Source organism: Micromonospora sp. NPDC057141 (genome assembly GCF_042670805.1).
GTDB lineage: Bacteria > Actinomycetota > Actinomycetes > Mycobacteriales > Micromonosporaceae > Micromonospora.
This window is the reverse complement of sequence record NZ_JBHUVA010000007.1, coordinates 131,587-148,053: the sequence shown is the minus strand read 5'-3', so window position 1 is coordinate 148,053 and position 16,467 is coordinate 131,587. Positions and strand designations below refer to the sequence as shown.

Sequence of the window (16,467 nt, the reverse complement as noted above, 5' to 3'; positions counted from 1 at the left end):
GCCTTGTCATCGCGAAAGCGATGACAAGGGGCCCTTCCTTGCCGGTCAGCGGCCCTGGTTGGCGACCGCGGCGGCGGCCTCCTTGGCGGCGGCCGGATCGAGGTACGTCCCGCCGAGGACCTGCGGACGCAACTGCGGGTCCAGGTCGTAGCGCAGCGGGATGCCGGTCGGGATGTTCAGCTTGGCGATCGCGGAGTCGGAGATCTGGTCGAGGTGCTTGACCAGGGCGCGCAGCGAGTTGCCGTGCGCGGCCACCAGCACCGTCCGGCCCGCCAGGATGTCCGGCACGATCGAGTCGTACCAGTAGGGCAGCATCCGCTCGACGACATCCTTGAGGCACTCGGTGCGCGGCATCAGCTCGGTCGGCAGCAGCGCGTACCGGGGGTCGCCGACCTGCGACCACTCGTCGTCGTCGGCGATCGGCGGCGGCGGGGTGTCGTACGACCGGCGCCAGAGCATGAACTGCTCCTCGCCGTACTCGTCGAGGGTCTGCTTCTTGTTCTTGCCCTGCAGGGCGCCGTAGTGGCGCTCGTTGAGTCGCCACGACCGGCGCACCGCGATCCAGTGCCGGTCGGCGGCGTTCAGCGCCAGCTCGGCGGTGCGGATCGCCCGGCGCATCACGCTGGTGTGCACCACGTCCGGCAGCAGGCCGTGCTCGCGCATCAGCTCACCGCCGCGGCGCGCCTCCGCCTCGCCCTTGGCGGTCAGGTCGACGTCGACCCAGCCGGTGAAGAGGTTCTTCGCGTTCCAGTCGCTCTCGCCGTGCCGCAGCAGGACCAGCGTCCCGACGGTGGGCCCTTCGCTCGCAGTCATGCCGATCATCCTGCCGCACGCCGTCGATGGACACGCGGGGACCTGCGGTGACGACCACCACGTGGAAAAGCCGGTGACCAGCCTCCGCCCCCGCGACTAGGTTGTAAGGCGCATTGAATTGATCGGTCATTACCGAAGCGGGGGCGCGAGCGTGCGGACGATGCGGGGCTGGTTGCGGGACACCACCGGCGGGCTGCCGAGAACCTTCTGGTACCTGTGGACGGGCACCCTGATCAACCGCCTCGGCTCGTTCGTCCTGGTCTTCCTGGCCATCTACCTCACCCAGGAACGCGGCTTCGACGAGCTGGCGGCCGGCCTCGTGCTCGGCCTGTGGGGCGTCGGCGGCGCGGTCGGGACGACGCTGGGCGGGACGCTCGCCGACCGGTGGGGCCGGCGACCGACACTGCTCACCGCCCACCTCGGCGCGGCGGGCATGATGCTCACCCTCGGCTTCGCCCAGGAGCTCTGGGCCGTGGCCGGCGGCGCGCTGCTGCTCGGCCTGTTCGCCGAGGCGGCCCGCCCGGCGTTCGGCGCCATGATGGTCGACGTGGTGCCGGAGCGGGACCGGTTGCGCGCGTTCTCGCTCAACTACTGGGCGATCAACCTCGGCTTCGCCTGCGCGGCGATCCTCGCCGGCCTGGCCGCCGAGGCCAGCTACCTCCTGCTGTTCGTGATCGACGCGGCGACCACCCTGGCCACCGCCGTGATCATCTTCGCGAAGGTGGCCGAGACCCGCGTCCCGGTCCGCGTCGGTGCGGCCCCCGCCGGGGCCGCCCGCCCCCGGGGGGCGCTGCGCACCATCCTCGGCGACCGGGTCTACCTGGGCTTCGTGGCGCTCAACCTGCTCGGCGCGCTGGTCTTCCTCCAGCACATCTCGATGCTGCCGATCGCGATGGGCGACGACGGCCTGAGCCCGTCCACGTACGGCATGGTCATCGCGCTCAACGGGGTGCTCATCGTGGCCGGGCAGCTCTTCGTCCCCCGGCTGATCCACGGGCGCAGCCGCTCACACGTGCTCGCCCTCGCCGCCGTGGTGACGGGCGTCGGGTTCGGGCTGACCGCGTTCGCCGACGCCGCCTGGCTCTACGCCCTCACCGTGCTCGTCTGGACCCTCGGCGAGATGCTCAACTCGCCGTCGAACTCCACGCTGATCGCCGAGCTCTCCCCCGCCGACCTGCGCGGCCGGTACCAGGGCGTCTTCTCGCTGTCCTGGCAGGTCGCCGGGGCCAGCGCGCCGATCGTCGGCGGCCTGGTCCGGCAACAGGCCGGCAACGCGGCGCTCTGGCTGGGCTGCGCGGCGATCGGCGTCGTGGTGGCGGTCGCCCACCTGGCCTCCGGGCCGGCCCGGGAACGGCGGGCCACGGCGCTGCGCCCGCCGGCCGAGCCCGCGCCGGCGGAAAGTGGACAGTTGACGTCCGTCGTGAGCTGAAGATGTCCAAGATCCGGGTGTACGGGGGCCGGCGCGCCCGGGACGACGCAAAGCGCCCACCTCGACCCCTTGGTCGTGATGGACGCCCGCATCGTGCCGGCGGCGGCGGGCGACACTCACCCCCGTAAGCGTCGCCCGCTCGCGCCGCCGGTTCCAACGGGTGGCGCCGTCCCCCAACGGCGGGATCCACCCGTCCCTGCGCCTGTGCTCGTGCGCGGATCTGATCGATCCACCGCTCCCCCGAACGGTTACGAGCGTGGCGCGTGCAATAAAGCTAGTTTCCCCTGGTTGCGGATTCAACCCGGGACGGCTGTCTCGCCGGTCACAGCATCACCGTCCGAAACGGGATCTGCTCTCCGGGTCACTGCCGACACACCGGGACTACCCGTGGGCCGGTCCCGCAAACGCCTACGCGTCCTCACGATCGGGTGACTCCGTACGGAAGAAGTTGCTCTGCCGGCCGTCCCGCAGCTGCTCCTGGTAGATCAGGTTCAGTCGGCGGCCGTCGAAGGTCCGGAACCACTCGTCCCAGGTGATCTCCCGCACCCGGCTGCTCTCCCGGTACCCCGGCAGGTTGAACGTCAGCACCCCCGCCCGGCCGTTCCGCTCCGTACCCGCGATCGTGGCCGGCCGGGCGTTGCGCTCCCGCGCCCAGCGCCGGATCACGTCGTGGTTGGTGGTGACCAGGCTGCGTCCGGGACGCTCCGGCCGGTCCCGGAGCGAGGTGATCGGCTGCGAGGACCGCGCCGAGCGTGACGACGACCGACCGGTCCGGATCGCCGACCGCTGGGGTGCGCCCTGGCTGGCCCGCGCCCGGGCGGCCGGGGCCGCCTTCCTCCCCGGGGCGGCCCTGCGTGCCGGGGCCGGGGACGCCTTCGCCCGCGCCGGAGCCGCCTTCGCCCGGGCGGGGGCGGCGTTGCGCGTACCCCCGGTGGTCTTGGCCTTCGTGCCGCTGGCGCGGCCCGCGGGCCCGGTGCTGCGCCGCGCCGCGCCACGGCCCTCGGCTCGCAGGGTACGGGCCAGGGCCTTCACCAGCTCCGGCTTGCGCAGCGCGGAGATCCCGGCGACGCCCCGCCGGCGCAGCTGGCCACGGATGTCGTCCACCCGCATGCGGGAGATCTCCGACTCGGAGATCGTCGGGGTGTTCGGGGTCTGGTTGCCCGTCTGTCGTCTCGTCCTGGTCGCAGTCCCGCCGCGACCTGAGCTGTTCCGCTGAGCCATGGGATGCTCCGCTCCTTGACAGTCCGTCCTCGGCGCGCGGCGGATCCAAGTGCCGCACCGCGCGGTGCGGCATACCCGTCAGGACGGCTCCGAACCTCCCGCCGCAGCCTTGCCGGCGGGCGACGGCTCGAAGAGGTGCGCGAACGCCGCCAGGTTGGCCGTGGACTCGCCGCGCCTGACCCGCCACTCCCACTCCCGCCGGATGGCGGTGCCGAAGCCGATCTCCAGCATCGTGTCGAACGACTCGTCGGCGTACGTCAGCACGCTGCCGAGCAGCCGGTCCAGCTCGTCCTCGTCGACCCCTGCCAGGTTCACCCGCCCGGTCAGGTAGACGTCGCCGACCGCGTCGATGGAGAACGACACGGCGTACATCCGGGCGTTGCGCTGCAACAGCCAGGCCCACAGCTCCTCGCGCCGCTCGTCCGGCTGGCGCATCACGAACGCCTCGATCCGCAGCGCGTGCTCGCCGACGACGAGGTTGCAGATCGTCTTGAGCTTGTGGGTGCCGGGCAGGGTCACCGCGTACGACGCCTCGCCGGTGGACTCGACCGCCAACTCCCGCTCGGCGCAGACCGATTCGATCAGGGCGGCCACCTGGCTCCTCGCGCTCATCCGCCCCACTCTACGGCCGCCGCCGCCCACCCGCCGTGGGCGGCGACGGGGGCGGCGACGGCGACGTGGGCGGCGACGGGGTGAGAAGGGTGCCCTTCTCTACCGCAGGCGTCAACAGGGGCCCCTCCTTGCTCACCAGGCGCAGGAGAGCGCCGGGTCCACCGCGAGCCGGCCGGCGAGCCGGCCCCGGTGCTCGGCGATCGTCTCGCCGTAGACGGCGAGCAGGTTGCCGACCGTGCGGTCCCAGGAGAAGTTGCGGGCGTGCCGCTCGGCGCCCCGCCCCAGGCCCGCCCGGCGGGCCCGGTCCGGCAGCAGCCCCGCCAGCGTGCGGGCCCAGTCGGCCGGGTCGTGGCTGTCGACGAGCACCCCGCTGACCTGGTCGCGTACGGCAGTCACCAGGCCACCCACGGCGGCGGCCAGCACGGGCGTGCCGCACGCCTGCGCCTCCAGGGCGACCAGCCCGAACGACTCGTTGTGCGACGGCACGGCGACCAGGTCGGCGGCCCGGTACACGGCCGGCAGGTCGTCGCCGGTGCACGGCGGCAGGAAGCGCACCCGGTCGGCGATCCCGAGCGAGGCGGCCAGCTCGATCAGGGCCGTGGGCCGGTCCAGCCCGCTGCCGCTGGGCCCACCGACGATCGCCACCGTCAGCTCGTCGGCGAGCCGCGGGTCCCGTTCCCGCAGCGCGGCGGCGGCGCGGATCAGCACGTCGGGGGCCTTCAGCGGCTGGATCCGGCCGACGAAGGCCACCACGTATCCCTGCGTGGGCAGGCCGAGCCGGCGGCGGGCGGCGAGCATGGCCGCGTGCCGGCCCCCGGCGGCGGGCCGGAACCGGTCCAGGTCGACGCCGGGCTCGACCACGGCGACCCGGGCCGGGTCGGCGTCGTACCGGTCGAGCAGGTCGCGGGCCTCCACCCGGGTGTTCGCGACGAGCCGGTCGGCCTCGGCGACGACCTGTTCCTCGCCGATGACCCGGGCCTTCGGCTCGGGCCGGTCCCCGGCGGCGAGCCGGTCGTTCTTGACCTTGGCCAGGGTGTGCGCGGTGTGCACCAGCGGCACCCCCCAGCGCTCCTTGGCCAGCCAGCCGACCTGCCCGGAGAGCCAGTAGTGCGAGTGGATCAGGTCGTAGTGGCCCGGCGGGCGGGCCGCCTCGGTGCGCAGCACCCCGGCCGTGAACGCGCAGAGCTGACCGGGCAGCTCCTCCTTGGTCAGCCCCTCCAGGGGGCCCGCCGTGACGTGCCGGACGTGCACGCCCGGGGACATCTCGACCACCGGCGGCAGGTCGCCGGAGGTGGCCCGGGTGAAGATCTCCACCTCGACGTCGGCCTCGGCCAGCCGGCGGGCGACCTCCAGGATGTAGACGTTCATGCCGCCCGCGTCGCCCGTGCCGGGCTGATGCAGGGGCGAGGTGTGCACCGACAGGGTGGCGATGCGCCGGGGGCGCGGCCACGGCCGGGCACCTCGCTGACGACCGACGCCGGTGTGCTGTTCCGCCACGTCCGCTCCCTCTGTCACGGTTGATGCCGTCCCGCACGACCGGCGCTCCTCGGTCAACCCACGCGCCGCGTGTCATCTTCCCCATCGGGCACCGGAAATGCGTACCGGCGTCCCCCGGGCGTGACGGACCTCATCGGCGCGACCGCCCGGCCGGCGGCGCGCGCCCACCCCGGCGGGGTGAGAATGGCCCGATGACCTCTGTCGCGATCGTCACCGGGGCGTCCAGCGGGATCGGCGCGGCCACGGCCCGCCGGCTGGCCGCCGAGGGGTTCCACGTGCTCGCCGCCGCGCGGCGCACCGACCGGCTGGCCGCGCTCGTCGCGGACATCGGGGCGGCCGGCGGGGCCGCCACCGCCGTCGAGTGCGACGTCACGTCCGCGGCGTCGGTGGCGGGCCTCGCCGAAGCCGCCGCGGCGGCCCCCGGGCCGGTCACCCTCCTGGTCAACAACGCCGGCGGCGCGCGCGGGCTCGACCCGGTGGAGTCCGGGTCGGTGGGCGACTGGCAGTGGATGTACGACGTCAACGTGCTCGGCACCCTGCGCGTCACCCAGGCGCTGCTGCCCGCGTTGGAGGCGTCCGGGGCCGGCACGATCGTGATCGTCTCCTCGACCGCCGGCCACGTCGTCTACGAGGGCGGGGGCGGCTACAGCGCCGCGAAGCACGCGCAGACGGCGGTCGCCGGCACGCTGCGGCTGGAGCTGTGCGGCCGGCCCGTCCGGGTGATCGAGATCGACCCGGGGATGGTGCGGACCGACGAGTTCGCGCTGGTCCGCTTCGACGGCGACGCCGACCGGGCCGAAGCCGTCTACGCCGGGGTGGCCGAGCCGTTGGTCGCCGAGGACGTCGCCGACTGCGTCGCCTGGTGCGCGACCCGCCCGCAGCACGTCAACGTCGACCGGCTCGTGGTCCGCCCGCTGGCGCAGGCCGCGCAGCACAAGGTGCACCGGGCGGGCTGATGGGGCCCAGGTCGCGCGGGCGGAGGCGGTGACGGTGAGGCCGCAGGGGGTCGTCACCCGGGGCACGACCAACCCGAACCGGCTGCGCCGCGTCGACAACTGGATCGTCGAGACCTGCGGCGGCCGGCTGCGGGACGCGGCGGACCCGCTGGTGGTCGACCTCGGCTACGGCGCGACCCCGGTCACCGCCGTGGAGCTGCGCGCCCGGCTGGCCGCCGGGGTCCGCGCCGACGTGCGGGTGGTCGGGCTGGAGATCGATCCGGTACGCGTCGCCGCCGCGCAGCCCGCCGCCGACCCGCCGTGGCTCGCCTTCGCCCGGGGCGGGTTCGAGCTGGCCGGGCTGCGGCCCGCCCTGGTCCGGGCGTTCAATGTGCTCCGGCAGTACGACGAGGCCGAGGTCGCCGCCGCCTGGCGCACGGTCACCGACCGGCTGGCCCCGGGCGGCGTGCTGGTCGAGGGCACCTGCGACGAGCTGGGCCGGCTCGGCGGCTGGCTGCTGATCGACTCCGCCGGCCCGCGCACGCTCACCCTGGCGGCGAAGCTCACCACGCTGGGCAGCCCCGCCGAGCTGGCCGAGCGGCTGCCGAAGGCGCTGATCCACCGCAACGTGCCGGGCGAACGGATCCACGGCCTGCTCCGCGACCTGGACGACGCGTGGCGCTCCGCCGCCGCGTACGCCCCCTTCGGGCCCCGGCAGCGGTGGCTACGCGCGGTGGCGGCGGTCCGCGACGCGGGCTGGCCGGTCCTCGACGGGCCCCGCCGCTGGCGGCACGGCGAGCTCACCGTCGGCTGGCCCGCCGTCGCCCCCGCCTGAGCCGGCCCGCCCCTCGCCCTCGCCGGGAGGGTGGTCACACGGCGCAGTTGACCAGGACCGGTTCCGGGTGCAGGGGCACGCCGAAACGGGCGTGCACGCCGTCGCGGATGTCGCGGGCCAGGGCGATCAGCGCCGCGGTGCTGGCGGTGCCGCCCCGGTTGGTCAGGGCGAGAGTGTGCTTGCTGGAGATGGCCACCCCCTCCGGGCCGGGGTGGCCCTTGGCGAAGCCGGCCTTGTCGATCAGCCAGGCGGCGCTCACCTTCACCGTGTCGCCGGCCCCGGGCCAGTGCGGCGGCTCGCCGAGGTCGGCGGCGCGCTCGCGCAGCAGCTCGTACGCCTCGCCGTCGAGCACCGGGTTGGTGAAGAACGAGCCCACCGAGCGGGTGTCGGGGTCGGCGGGGTCGAGCACCATGCCCTTGCCGGCGCGCAGCCGCAGCACGGCGGCCCGGGCGTCGGCCAGCGGCACCGCGTCGCCGGGCTCGACGCCGAGTGCCCGGGCCAGCTCGGCGTAGCGGACGGGGCCGGACAGCGGGGAGCGGGCGAGCCGGAAGTCGACCGACAGCACCACCCAGCGTTCGCTGTACTTGAAGATGCTCGAGCGGTACGCGAAGCCGCAGTCGGCCGCCGCGACCCGGCCGAGGGTCTTCTCGGCGCGGTCGTACACCTCGACACCGGTGATCGTCTCGGCGACCTCCTGGCCGTACGCGCCGACGTTCTGGATCGGGGTGGCTCCGGCCGACCCGGGGATGCCGGAGAGGCACTCCAGCCCGGACCAGCCGTTGGCGACGGTGGCGGCGACGAGGTCGTCCCACGGCTCGCCGGCCTGGACCCGTACGGTGACGGTGTCGGCGTCCTCGGCGACGACCCGCAGCCCCCGGGAGCGCACCAGCACGACGGTGCCGGGGAAGCCGGCGTCGCCGATGACCACGTTGCTGCCGCCGGCGAGGATCAGGACCTCCTCGTCCCGCAGGCGGGCCTGCCGCACCTTTTGTACGATCTCCTCGGCGCTGGCAGCGGTCTCGATCCGTCCGGCCGGGCCACCGAGGCACAGGGTGGTGTATCCCGCCAACGTCGTCGAGTCGGCGGCGCGGGTTTCGGTGGCCGGGTGGGCACTAACGTCTGACACGCCTTTCACCCTAGGCTGAGAGGGAGCCGTGGCACCCACTGGTGGCCCGGTCGCCCGGGAGGATCGTGATGAGCAGACTGCACGGCACGAAGGACTTCTGGATCGGCGCGCTGCGGGCGGAGGGGCCCGCGTTCGCCGCCGCCGTCGCGGAGGCTCCCCCCGAGACACCCGTGCTTTCCTGCCCCGGCTGGACGATCACCGACCTGACCCGGCACCTCGGGGACGCCTACCACTGGATCACGATGATCGTGCGGGCCGGCGGCACGACCCGGCCCGCGCGCCCGGAGCCGGGAGCGTTGCCCGCCGGGACGTCCGCGCTGGAATACTGGCAGCAGGGGTACGACCGGCTGATGGCGACCTTCGACGGGCTTGACCCGGAGGCACCGGCGTGGAACTGGGCGCCGCAGCCGAAGAAGGCCGGCTTCTGGCCGCGCCGGGCGGCGCACGAGACGGCGGTGCACCGCTGGGACGCCCAGCTCGCCATCGCCGCCGGTGAGCCGATCGAGGCCAAGCTCGCGGCCGACGGGGTGAGCGAGGTGCTGGACACCTGGCTGCCGGCCGGTCGGCGCACGGCCAGCGGCCAGTGGCACGGGGTGGTGCACCTGGCCGCCCCCGACGCGGGTCAGGACTGGTACCTGCGGCTGCGTGGCGAGGGCGTGGCGCTGCTGGACACCGACACCCTCCTCGACCACGACGACCACCGCGCCCGGGCCGAGGTCACCGGCACGGCGAGCGACCTGCTGCTGGCGCTGATGGGCCGGGTCAGCTTCGACACCCTCGGGGTTCGGGGCGACCGGGCCCTCCTCGACGGCCTGCGCACCGGCTGACCTCCCCCACCTCGTCCTCGCGTGGCCCCCGGCGTCGCCGGGGGCCACGCGTCGTCGTGCCTGCCCGGAGAGCGCTCTATTGACATCGCGGCGGCCAGCGATCAATCTCTTGTGAGAGCGCTCTCTCGAAGGTTTCACCCCGTCCCCACCACCACCCGCACGACCTGAGAGGGGTCCGAGAACAAGATGGGTGTCTTTCCGCGCCGCCGCCTCGCGGCCGTGGCCCTCGTCGCGGCCACCGCACTGCTCACCACCGCCGGCTGCGGCGGGGACGAGCCCGCCGAGGGCGGGCCGGTCACGCTGACCGTCGACGTCTTCGGCCAGATGGGCTACCAGGAGCTCTACCAGGAGTACATGGCCGCCCACCCCGACGTGAAGATCGTCGAGCGGGGCACCGGCGGCAACCTCGACGAATACTCGCCGAAGCTCACCCAGTGGCTCGCCGCCGGCAAGGGCGCCGGTGACGTGGTCGCCATCGAGGAGGGCCTGCTCGTCGAGTACAAGGCCAACCCGCAGAACTTCGTCAACCTGCTCGACCACGGCGCGGCCGAGCTCAAGGGCAACTTCCTCGACTGGAAGTGGAACCAGGCGCTGACCGCCGACGGCAAGCAGCTCATCGGCCTCGGCACCGACGTCGGCGGCATGGCGATGTGCTACCGCAGCGACCTGTTCGCCAAGGCCGGGCTGCCGACCCAGCGCGACGAGGTGTCCAAGCTCTGGCCCACCTGGGCCGACTACGTCGCCACCGGCGAGAAGTTCAAGGCCGCCAACACCGGGGCCGCGTTCCTGGACTCGGCCACCAACATCTTCAACACGATCGTGTTGCAGACCGCCGGCAACGCGCAGGGCTACCACTACTACGACACCGCCAACAACCTGGTGGTGGACAGCAACCCGGCCGTGCGGCAGGCCTGGGACACCACGATGGACATCCTCGACTCCGGCCTGTCCGGCAAGTACGGCTCCTGGTCCGAGGAGTGGGTGTCGGCGTTCAAGCAGGCGAAGTTCGCCACCATCGCCTGCCCGGCCTGGATGACCGGCGTCATCGAGGGCAACGCCGGCCCGGCCGCCAAGGGCAAGTGGGACATCGCCCAGGTGCCCGGCAACGGCGGCAACTGGGGCGGCTCCTTCCTCGCCGTGCCCAAGCAGAGCAGGCACCAGGCCGAGGCGATCGAGCTGGCGAAGTTTCTGACCAGCGCCAAGGGCCAGATCGGCGCGTTCAAGGCCAAGGGCCCGCTGCCGTCCAACCCGCAGGCGCTGGACGACCCGGCCGTGGCCGACTCGACCAACGCGTACTTCTCCGACGCCCCCGTCGGCAAGATCTTCGCGGCCGGCGCGAAGAGCCTCAAGCCGGTCTACATGGGCCCGAAGAACCAGGCCGTCCGCACCGAGGTGGAGAACGCCGTGCGCACCGTCGACCTCGGCCAGCGCAGCCCCGAGCAGGCGTGGACCGACGCGGTGACCAACGCCAAGAAGGCCGCCGCCAAGTAGGCCCGACTCGGACGCGCGGGCGGGGCTCCGGTACGCCGGGGCGCCGCCCGCGCCGCGCAGACGCGGAAAGGAGTGACCGGGCCATGAGTGTCCAGCTCGACGCCCCGCCGCCGGTGACACCGGCGACCCGGGGCACCGCCCGCCCCCTGCGGGGCCACCGGCTCAGCCGGCTCGACGAGAAGTACTCCCCCTACCTCTACATCGCACCGTTCTTCCTGCTCTTCGGCGTGTTCGGGGCGTACCCGCTGGCGTACACGTTCTGGGTGTCGCTGCACGACTGGGACCTGCTCGCCGTGGAGCACCCGTTCGTCGGCGGGGAGAACTACACCCGGCTGCTGGCCGACCCCGACTTCTGGCACTCGGTGGTCAACACCCTCGGCATCTTCGTCATCTCGACCGTGCCGCAGCTGCTCGCCGCGCTCTGGCTGGCCAGCCTGCTCAACCGGCAACTGCGGGCCCGGACCACCTGGCGGATGGCGGTGCTGGTGCCGAACGTCACCTCGACCGCCGCCGTGGCGATCGTCTTCGGGGTGCTGTTCGGCCGGCAGTTCGGCATGATCAACTGGCTGCTCGACCTGGTCGGCGTCGGCGCGATCGACTGGAAGTCCAACCGGTTCGCCTCCTGGGTGGCCATCTCCACCATGGTCGACTGGCGGTGGACCGGCTACAACGCGCTGATCTTCCTGGCCGCCATGCAGGCCATCCCCCGCGACCTGTACGAGTCGGCGGCGATCGACGGGGCCAGCCGGGCCCGGCAGTTCTGGAAGATCACCGTGCCGCTGCTCAAGCCGACGATCATCTTCGCGGTGATCGTGTCGACCATCGGCGGCCTCCAGCTCTTCACCGAGCCCCGGATGTTCCACTCCGGCACCAACCCGATCCGGGGCGGGCCGCTGCGCGAGTCGCAGACGATGACCATGTACATGTTCGAGAACGCCTTCGCGCCGCACTACAACTTCGGCTACGGCTCGGCGGTCGCCTGGCTGCTGTTCGCCCTGATCGCGATCGTCGCGGCGATCAACGTGGTGATCCTGCGCCGGCTCGGCGGCACCGACGGGCCGACGCGGGTCCGCCGGCCCCGGAAGGAGCGCACCCGATGAACCGACTCTGGTCCGCCGGCCGGCTCACGTACGCCGCCCTGGCCGTCTCCGCCCTCCTGTCGGTCTTCCCGATCTACTGGATGTTCGTGGTGGCCAGCCGCTCCAGTGACGCGATGGGCCAGATACCACCGCCGGTCACCCCCGGCGGCAACCTGGGCGCGAACATCGCCCGGCTGTTCGCCAACACCGACGCGTACTTCCTCACCGGCCTGATCAACTCGGCGATCGTGGCGGTCACGGTCACCGTCTCGGTGGTCTTCTTCTCCACCCTCGCCGGGTTCGCCTTCGCCAAGCTGCGGTTCCGGGGCCGCAACGCGCTGCTGCTGGTGATCGTCGCGACGATGATGGTCCCCACCCAGCTCGGGGTGATCCCGCTGTACCTGCTGATGACGAAGCTGAACTGGAACGACCGGCTGCCGGCCGTGATCGTCCCGGCGCTGGTCACCGGGTTCGGGGTGTTCATGATGCGCCAGTACGCCAGCCAGGCCGTCAGCACCGAACTGATCGAGGCCGCCCGGATGGACGGCTGCGGCACCGCGCGGATCTACTGGAACGTGGTACTGCCGGCGCTGCGCCCGGCCGCCGCCGTCCTCGGCCTGCTGACGTTCATGACGACCTGGAACGACTTCCTCTGGCCGTACGCTGTGCTCAACGACCCGGAGAACCCGACGGTGCAACTGTCCCTGCGGGCACTGTCGGACGGCTACTACCAGGACATGTCGCAGGTCTTCACCGGCACGGCCATCGCGACCCTGCCCCTCTTGCTGGTCTTCGTCCTGTTCGGCCGCCAGATCATCGGCGGAATCATGGAAGGTGCGGTCAAGGCGTGAGCGCGAGCAGCGAGCTACGGTTCCCCGACAACTTCGTCTGGGGCGCGGCCACCGCCGCGTACCAGATCGAGGGCGCGGCCCGCGACGACGGCCGCGGCCCGTCCATCTGGGACACCTTCAGCCGTACGCCGGGCCGGGTCTTCGCCGGCCACACCGGCGACGTCGCCTGCGACCACTACCACCGGTACGCCGACGACGTGGCCCTGATGGCGGAGCTGGGGCTGAGGGCGTACCGGTTCTCGGTCGCGTGGCCCCGGATCCAGCCCGACGGCACCGGCCCGGTCGAGCCGCGCGGGCTGGACTTCTACGACCGGCTCACCGACGCGCTGCTCGACCGGGGCATCGATCCGATCGTCACGCTCTACCACTGGGACCTGCCGCAGGCCCTGGAGGACCGGGGCGGCTGGACCAGCCGGGAGACCGCCGAGCACTTCGCCACGTACGCGGCGGCCGTGCACGGCCGGCTCGGCGACCGCATCCGCACCTGGACCACGCTCAACGAGCCGTGGTGCTCGGCCTACCTCGGATACGCCAACGGGGTGCACGCCCCCGGCGTACAGGACGCGGGCGCGGCCTTCGCCGCCGTACACCATCTGCTGTTGGGGCACGGCCTCGCGGCCCGGGCGCTGCGCGCGGGCGGCGCGGAGGTCGTCGGGATCACCCTGAACCCGGCGGAGGTGCAGCCGGCGGACCCAGACAGCGCGGCGGACGCGGCGGCGGTCCGGCTGGTCGACGGGTTGCAGAACCGGATCTTCCTGGACCCGCTGACCGGTGCCGGCTACCCCGCCGACGTGCTGGAGCACGTGTCCCGGATGGTCGATCCGGCGTCGTTCGTCCGGGACGGCGACGAGAAGCTGATCGCCGCCCCGATCGACCTGCTCGGCATCAACTACTACGCCCCCACGTACGTGGCCGGGCGGCCGGACGGGGCGGGCGGCAGCGCCTGGCCGGGCACCGAGGGGGCGGTGCAGTTCCTGCCGGCAACCGGGCCCGTGAGCGACATGGGCTGGGCGATCGAGCCGGCCGGGCTGGGCCGGCTGCTCGACCGGCTGGCCGCCGACTACCCGGGCCTGCCGCTGATGATCACCGAGAACGGCGGCGCGTTCCCCGACCGCACGACCGAGGACGGCCCGGACTCCGCCGGTCGGGTGGCCGACGCCGACCGGATCGGCTACCTCGACGGGCACCTTCGGGCGGCGCACGCGGCCATCGCCCGGGGAGTGGACCTGCGCGGCTATCTCGTATGGTCGTTGCTGGACAACTTCGAGTGGGCCGAGGGCTACCGCAAGCGGTTCGGGATCGTCCACGTCGACTACCTGACCCAGCGGCGCACACCGAAGGCGAGCGCCCGGTGGTACCAGGAGGTGATCTCCCGGAACGGGCTGTGACGAGATGGGGAGCGCTCCGATGACGACGGCTCAGCGGCCAACCCTGGAGGCGGTGGCCCGGCGGGCCGGCGTCTCCAGGGCGACCGTGTCGCGGGTGGTGAACGGCTCCACCACCGTCGCCGCGCCGATCCGGGAGGCGGTCCGCCGGGCCGTGGCCGAGCTGGGGTACGTGCCGAACCTGGCCGCCCGCAGCCTGGTCACCCAGCGGACCGACTCCATCGCCCTCGTGCTGCCCGAGGAGGCCACCCGGGTCTTCTCCGACGACCAGGTGTTCCCGAGCATCATCCGGGGCGTCGCGCAGGAGCTGGAGGCGGCCGACAAGCAACTCGTGCTGATGCTCGCCGGCTCGCCGGCCGGGCACGCCCGGGTGGAGCGGTACACCACCGGGCGGCACGTCGACGGGGTCGTCTTCGCCTCGCTGCACGGCGCCGACCCGCTGCCGGCGAAGCTTGCCCGCATCGGCATCCCGGTGGTGTGCAGCGGCCGGCTCCTCGGCGACGCCGGGGTGCCGTACGTCGACGTCGACCACGTCGGCGGGGTGACCCGGGCCGTGCGGCACCTGCTCGACTCGGGGCGGCGGCGCATCGCCACCATCGCGGGGCCGCAGGACATGTTCGCCGGGGTGGAACGCCTCGCCGGCTACCGGGCCGCAGTCGCCGAGGCGGGGCTGCCGGAGCGGGTGGCCTACGGGGACTTCACCCGGGAATCGGGGGCGGCTGCGATGCGGCAACTCCTCGACGCCCACCCCGACCTGGACGCCGTCTTCGCCGCGTCCGACCTGATGGCGCACGCCGCCATGCGTACGCTGCGCGAGGCGGGACGGCGGGTGCCCGCCGACGTGGCGGTGATCGGGTTCGACGACATCGAGACGGCCGCGTACACGGACCCACCGCTGACCACCGTGCGGCAGCCGATCCTCGACCTGGGCCGGGAGGCGACCCGCCAGCTGCTGCGGATGGCGGCCGGCGAGGACGTCGAGCCGTCCCTCGTGCTCCCCACGGAGCTGGTCCTGCGCGCGTCGGCGTAGAAAGGAGGGGCCCCTTGTCAACGCATACGGTAGAGAGGGGTTCCCTTCTCACCACCTCCTGCTGGGCGCTGGCGCGGGGCGTTGTCGCGTGGCGGCAGGGCTGATGGGCGGGCTAGCGTCGCGCGGGTGAGCGATCCCGTGGCGCTGGTGCGCGTACCCGAACTCTCCGACGTCGCCGAGTACGCCTACGCGGCGACCGTCGACCCGCCGGCCCGGCTGGTGTTCGCCGCCGGCGCCTGCCCGCTGGACGCCGACGGGCGTACGGTCGCACCGGGCGACCCGGCGGCGCAGGCCCGGCAGGTGATGGCCAACCTGGAGGTCGCCCTCGCCGCCGCCGGGGCGCGGCTTGCCGACGTCGTCAAGACCACGGTGTACGTGGCGTCGTCCCGGCAGGCCGACCTGGTGGCCGCGTGGGAGGTGGTCCGGGACTCGTTCGGCGACCACGAGCCGCCGAGCACCCTGCTCGGGGTGACCGTGCTCGGCTACACCGACCAGCTCGTCGAGGTGGAGGCGGTCGCCGCCGTCCGGTAGCCCGGCCGGTGACGGTGCGCTCCGCCGGTGAGGTTGCACCGGGCAGGCCGCTCAGGACGACGGCGTCGCGAACGCCGGGCAGACCGCCACGAGCGCGAAGGACCCGGCGTTGCCGGCGATCGCCGCCGACCCGCCCGCCAGGGTCCAGCCGGCGGGCAGGCGCAGCCACGCCGCGCTGGCACCAGCATCGTCGACGGTCAACGCGCCGCCCTCGGTGGGCACGGTGAGGGCGACTCGTTCCCGGTCCGGGGCGATGAACTCGGGCGTCACCGCGACGAACCGGGCCCCGGCCCCACCGGCCGCCAGGCCGAACACCCACACGTCCTCGTCCGGATACGGCCCGCCGCCCAGTCCCGCGGTGCAGGCCGGCTCGCGCCCGGTCGCCTGGACCGGCACGTCGGCCGGGTCCAGCCGGATCGTCGTACGTGGACCGGGCAGGGGCGGGTGCGACGGCGGGTGCGGCGGCGCGGGCGGACGGCCGGTCGGCGGGTCGGGCCGGCCCTCGCGTCGGGGCAGACCCGCGACCCCGAGCACCATCAGGCAGGCCGTGGTCACCGAGACCGCAGACCTGAACCGGACGGCCCTCACGCGACGCATACCCGTATTGCACCTTTCACCCGATTTAGGATAGGCGCTCGCCGCTCACCCGTAGGGCGGATGGTTTTCTCCGCAGCACCCACGCATCGCCGCGCCGGTGGATCGCACCGTCCACGCCCCCGCCGCCCAGCAGCGACGAGTTGGCCGCGTTCACGATCGCGTCGACCCGCTGCGCGGTGATGTCCCCCTCGACCAGCGTGACCTCCAC

Annotated in this window: 16 protein-coding genes and 1 pseudogene; 10 read left to right on the top strand and 7 right to left on the bottom strand. The window is 73.4% G+C overall.

Annotated features, from left to right (window positions below):
* Positions 1–45: 45 nt before the first annotated feature.
* Positions 46–813 carry a phosphoglyceromutase gene (locus ACFT41_RS07665; RefSeq protein WP_377582317.1) on the bottom strand — a complete coding sequence of 256 codons (768 nt, stop codon included), beginning with the start codon at positions 811–813 and terminating at the stop codon, positions 46–48.
* 151 nt (positions 814–964) lie between these two features.
* Between ACFT41_RS07665 and ACFT41_RS07660 the strand changes: the two genes are divergently transcribed.
* Positions 965–2,242 carry an MDR family MFS transporter gene (locus tag ACFT41_RS07660; protein ID WP_377582315.1) on the top strand — a complete coding sequence of 426 codons (1,278 nt, stop codon included), beginning with the start codon at positions 965–967 and terminating at the stop codon, positions 2,240–2,242.
* Positions 2,243–2,650: 408 nt separating this feature from the next.
* Here ACFT41_RS07660 and ACFT41_RS07655 read toward each other — a convergent pair whose 3' ends face one another.
* The 3 genes from ACFT41_RS07655 to mshA all read right to left on the bottom strand — a co-directional run bounded on the left by ACFT41_RS07655 (position 2,651) and on the right by mshA (position 5,572).
* Positions 2,651–3,463: a hypothetical protein gene (locus ACFT41_RS07655; RefSeq protein ID WP_377582312.1), complete on the bottom strand. Its 813-nt coding sequence runs from the start codon at positions 3,461–3,463 to the stop codon at positions 2,651–2,653.
* 78 nt (positions 3,464–3,541) lie between these two features.
* Positions 3,542–4,075 (bottom strand): YbjN domain-containing protein, encoded by a 534-nt coding sequence (locus ACFT41_RS07650; protein ID WP_377582309.1) that lies wholly within the window; start codon positions 4,073–4,075, stop codon positions 3,542–3,544.
* A 132-nt stretch (positions 4,076–4,207) separates the two neighbouring features.
* The gene (gene mshA, locus ACFT41_RS07645; protein ID WP_377582306.1) at positions 4,208–5,572 is read right to left on the bottom strand and encodes a D-inositol-3-phosphate glycosyltransferase; all 1,365 of its coding nucleotides are present in this window, start codon (positions 5,570–5,572) and stop codon (positions 4,208–4,210) included.
* 191 nt (positions 5,573–5,763) lie between these two features.
* On the opposite strand from mshA, the gene ACFT41_RS07640 reads away from it, so the two are divergent.
* Entirely contained in the window at positions 5,764–6,528 is a 765-nt protein-coding gene (locus ACFT41_RS07640) for an SDR family NAD(P)-dependent oxidoreductase (RefSeq protein WP_377582303.1), read from the top strand.
* Between the two features lie 28 nt (positions 6,529–6,556).
* Positions 6,557–7,342, top strand: coding sequence for a class I SAM-dependent methyltransferase (locus tag ACFT41_RS07635; protein ID WP_377582301.1), 786 nt, complete (start codon positions 6,557–6,559; stop codon positions 7,340–7,342).
* A 34-nt stretch (positions 7,343–7,376) separates the two neighbouring features.
* On the opposite strand, the gene ACFT41_RS07630 is transcribed toward ACFT41_RS07635, so the two are convergent.
* On the bottom strand, positions 7,377–8,468 hold the full coding sequence (locus ACFT41_RS07630) for a UDP-N-acetylmuramate dehydrogenase (protein ID WP_377582298.1): 1,092 nt from the start codon (positions 8,466–8,468) through the stop codon (positions 7,377–7,379).
* Between the two features lie 68 nt (positions 8,469–8,536).
* Here ACFT41_RS07630 and ACFT41_RS07625 point away from each other — a divergent pair, with 68 nt between their 5' ends.
* The 7 genes from ACFT41_RS07625 (at position 8,537) to ACFT41_RS07595 (ending at position 15,662) form a co-directional block, all read left to right on the top strand.
* Positions 8,537–9,295: a maleylpyruvate isomerase N-terminal domain-containing protein gene (locus ACFT41_RS07625; RefSeq protein WP_377582295.1), complete on the top strand. Its 759-nt coding sequence runs from the start codon at positions 8,537–8,539 to the stop codon at positions 9,293–9,295.
* 186 nt (positions 9,296–9,481) lie between these two features.
* Positions 9,482–10,786, top strand: a complete 1,305-nt coding sequence (locus ACFT41_RS07620) for an extracellular solute-binding protein (RefSeq protein ID WP_377582292.1) — start codon at positions 9,482–9,484, stop codon at positions 10,784–10,786.
* 83 nt (positions 10,787–10,869) lie between these two features.
* The gene (locus ACFT41_RS07615) at positions 10,870–11,886 is read left to right on the top strand and encodes a carbohydrate ABC transporter permease (protein WP_377582289.1); all 1,017 of its coding nucleotides are present in this window, start codon (positions 10,870–10,872) and stop codon (positions 11,884–11,886) included.
* On the top strand, positions 11,883–12,716 hold the full coding sequence (locus ACFT41_RS07610) for a carbohydrate ABC transporter permease (RefSeq protein ID WP_377582286.1): 834 nt from the start codon (positions 11,883–11,885) through the stop codon (positions 12,714–12,716). Before ACFT41_RS07615 ends, ACFT41_RS07610 begins: the two co-directional genes overlap by 4 nt.
* Positions 12,713–14,104 carry a GH1 family beta-glucosidase gene (locus tag ACFT41_RS07605; RefSeq protein ID WP_377582283.1) on the top strand — a complete coding sequence of 464 codons (1,392 nt, stop codon included), beginning with the start codon at positions 12,713–12,715 and terminating at the stop codon, positions 14,102–14,104. Before ACFT41_RS07610 ends, ACFT41_RS07605 begins: the two co-directional genes overlap by 4 nt.
* A 19-nt stretch (positions 14,105–14,123) precedes the next feature.
* The gene (locus tag ACFT41_RS07600) at positions 14,124–15,131 is read left to right on the top strand and encodes a LacI family DNA-binding transcriptional regulator (RefSeq protein ID WP_377582280.1); all 1,008 of its coding nucleotides are present in this window, start codon (positions 14,124–14,126) and stop codon (positions 15,129–15,131) included.
* A gap of 126 nt (positions 15,132–15,257) precedes the next feature.
* The gene (locus ACFT41_RS07595) at positions 15,258–15,662 is read left to right on the top strand and encodes a RidA family protein (protein ID WP_377582277.1); all 405 of its coding nucleotides are present in this window, start codon (positions 15,258–15,260) and stop codon (positions 15,660–15,662) included.
* 51 nt (positions 15,663–15,713) lie between these two features.
* Here ACFT41_RS07595 and ACFT41_RS07590 read toward each other — a convergent pair whose 3' ends face one another.
* A complete protein-coding gene (locus tag ACFT41_RS07590) occupies positions 15,714–16,259 on the bottom strand; it encodes a hypothetical protein (RefSeq protein WP_377582274.1) in 546 nt (181 codons plus the stop codon).
* A 94-nt stretch (positions 16,260–16,353) separates the two neighbouring features.
* Positions 16,354–16,467, bottom strand: a pseudogene (locus ACFT41_RS07585) (macro domain-containing protein); the annotation flags it as partial.

Coding starts and splice junctions, on each gene's coding strand:
- ACFT41_RS07665 (WP_377582317.1), bottom strand. CDS start 813: ATGACTGCGAGCGAAGGGCCCACCGTCGGGACGCTGGTCCTGCTGCGG.
- ACFT41_RS07600 (WP_377582280.1), top strand. CDS start 14,124: ATGACGACGGCTCAGCGGCCAACCCTGGAGGCGGTGGCCCGGCGGGCC.
- ACFT41_RS07610 (WP_377582286.1), top strand. CDS start 11,883: ATGAACCGACTCTGGTCCGCCGGCCGGCTCACGTACGCCGCCCTGGCC.
- ACFT41_RS07615 (WP_377582289.1), top strand. CDS start 10,870: ATGAGTGTCCAGCTCGACGCCCCGCCGCCGGTGACACCGGCGACCCGG.
- ACFT41_RS07640 (WP_377582303.1), top strand. CDS start 5,764: ATGACCTCTGTCGCGATCGTCACCGGGGCGTCCAGCGGGATCGGCGCG.
- ACFT41_RS07590 (WP_377582274.1), bottom strand. CDS start 16,259: ATGCGTCGCGTGAGGGCCGTCCGGTTCAGGTCTGCGGTCTCGGTGACC.
- ACFT41_RS07620 (WP_377582292.1), top strand. CDS start 9,482: ATGGGTGTCTTTCCGCGCCGCCGCCTCGCGGCCGTGGCCCTCGTCGCG.
- ACFT41_RS07655 (WP_377582312.1), bottom strand. CDS start 3,463: ATGGCTCAGCGGAACAGCTCAGGTCGCGGCGGGACTGCGACCAGGACG.
- ACFT41_RS07650 (WP_377582309.1), bottom strand. CDS start 4,075: ATGAGCGCGAGGAGCCAGGTGGCCGCCCTGATCGAATCGGTCTGCGCC.
- ACFT41_RS07625 (WP_377582295.1), top strand. CDS start 8,537: ATGAGCAGACTGCACGGCACGAAGGACTTCTGGATCGGCGCGCTGCGG.